The sequence below is a fragment of the Pedobacter sp. 05L430 genome (genome assembly GCF_056397585.1).
In genome coordinates this window covers 1-2,069 of the sequence record NZ_JBFTNT010000454.1, presented here as the reverse complement: position 1 = coordinate 2,069, position 2,069 = coordinate 1, and the positions used below count along the sequence as shown (strand labels likewise).

Annotated in this window: 3 protein-coding genes; 1 reads left to right on the top strand and 2 read right to left on the bottom strand. The window is 36.8% G+C overall.

What is annotated here, in order from left to right; all coding sequences use genetic code 11:
* The coding region (locus AC1DG9_RS26325) for a primosomal protein N' family DNA-binding protein (protein WP_477635601.1) at window positions 1-1,120 on the bottom strand (1,120 nt) is incomplete at its 3' end.
* The gene (locus AC1DG9_RS26320; protein WP_172659836.1) at window positions 1,120-1,515 is read right to left on the bottom strand and encodes a DUF423 domain-containing protein; all 396 of its coding nucleotides are present in this window, start codon (window positions 1,513-1,515) and stop codon (window positions 1,120-1,122) included. The genes AC1DG9_RS26325 and AC1DG9_RS26320, both read right to left, overlap by 1 nt.
* A 97-nt stretch (window positions 1,516-1,612) precedes the next feature.
* Between AC1DG9_RS26320 and AC1DG9_RS26315 the strand changes: the two genes are divergently transcribed.
* Window positions 1,613-2,069 (top strand): hypothetical protein (locus AC1DG9_RS26315; RefSeq protein ID WP_477635600.1); only part of this gene is annotated, 457 nt, incomplete at its 3' end.

The following is a 2,069-nucleotide window of genomic DNA, read 5'->3' as shown; positions in this document are numbered from 1 at the left end:
CACCAATAGCATCTCCAAAATAGCGCTGTATGCGTTCTACTATTTGAGTAGTTAAAGCAATTTCAGGTAATAAGAACAATACCTGCCCTCCTTTTTCGATTGCTTTTTCAATCAGTTTTATATATATCTGTGTTTTTCCTGATGCAGTTACACCATTCAGCAACATAACATCCTTAGTGAGAAAACCGTCTTCTATTTGTTGCAGGGCTTTATTTTGAGCTTCGCTAAGTTCAAAATTTAGCACAAAGTCATCGGCATTTTCCAGTAATCTACTAACCGGCCGCTTGTATATTGCAAAAACCTCTTTATCTACAAGCGTTTTAAGGGCCGCTGTGCCACAAGCACTCTCTTCAAGTAATTGCTGCTTTGAAATCGTAGTCTGCTGCTTAGAAAGCTTTAAATAAGCCAAAAGCGCATTCAATTGTTTAGGTGCCCTTTCTAAAATCGAAAACAGATGCTTTAAGTTTTCCTCTTCATTGTAAAATGGCTGCAGAGAAACGAAAGATTTTAACAGTGGTTTATATTTCTCTACCACTTCTTCAGCGATATAAACCATCCCTTTGCTCAGCAGGGAATTAATGATCGGATAAACCGTTTTTTGTCCCAATAATGCCGATACATCATCTATAGTTAATCTTGGTCTGCTTCTTAAGGCATTTAAAATAATCTGCTCTTTATCTGTAAAAACGATCTCCTGAATAACCCCGTCATCATCAGAAAGCGGACTTTCCTCCTTCAATACGATGATTGTTTCACTTGCCAGTTTCAGGCCGGTTGGTAATGCTGCCGATAGCACATCGCCTTCATTACATAAGTAATAAGAAGTCATCCAATCCCATAAATTCAACTGCTCAGGGGTAATGATAGGATAAGTATCAACAACATCAATAATATATTTAGCCTCATAAACTTCGGGCGCTTCTTTACTGATACTTTTGACTAAGGCTGTATAGATTTTATTCTTCCCGAACTGAACTACTACACGTTTACCGACTGCTATCTGATCATTTAACTCAAAAGGAACACGATAGATATAATTTTTGGACAGAGAAAGGGGTAAAATGACCTCAATAAAGAGTGTCTCTCTTTCAACAAATTCCGGATCAAGAAAATCCAACATTATTTACTTTTTAAAGCCGCTAAAAGCAGCGACAACCAGCCAAGAATCAACAATAACCCTCCAATAGGAGTTACCGGACCAATGTAATTTACAAAGCCAATGTTTGTAACACTTCGTGTTGCGAGCAAATACAACGACCCGGAAAAAAGCAATATGCCAAATGTAAAAAAAACATACGCCAGGTTTACGAACTTGCCTTGCGCGGCTTCCCGACCTTTAAATTGAGCAAGAAAAAGTAATGCGAAGGTATGATAAAACTGATACTCCACTCCTTTTGTCCAGATCTCAATAGAGCCGGCATCCAATACATTCTTTAAGCCATGTGCACCAAAAGCTCCAAGCATTACTGCAATAGCTCCAAATAATGATGCAGTTACCAATATACGTCTATCCATTATATTCTAAACCCACAATTTGAGAAAACAAACTTAACAAACTTGAAGCATTTATTATTAATCCCAACTATTAAAATTAAATTTGTAGTAACCGCAAATGAAAAAAATTCTTGTCATAATAATAGCTCTGTTTACCGCCATCTTAACCCTGGCCTACATGTATTTTTCTGGTCTAAATACAGATCGGGAAAGCAATGACAGTAGTTTATATGCAGCTACAGCAAACTCATCACTCATCTTTTCATTTCAAAACGACAAAAGCATATTTGACATCTTAAAAGGTCAGGATATTTTGCAGGAGATTATTGGAGAGGACAATTTCGCTCAACTGCAATCTATAAAGGACCATATACTGTCAGCTCCAGAGATTAACCGTATTATTGGCAAACAAAATATATACATTAGTCTCATTCCGGGAAAAGACAAACATATAGATTTGTTATATAGCACTCAGATAAATCCTGGATCCAACAGAAATCAATTATTGATTTCATTGGCATCTGCTAAGTTACAATTAGATACCTCACAAAAGATAACCACTATAACCCTACCAG

Bases quoted from the DNA above. Each gene is read 5' to 3' on its own strand.
- AC1DG9_RS26320 (WP_172659836.1), bottom strand. From the start codon at position 1,515: ATGGATAGACGTATATTGGTAACTGCATCATTATTTGGAGCTATTGCA.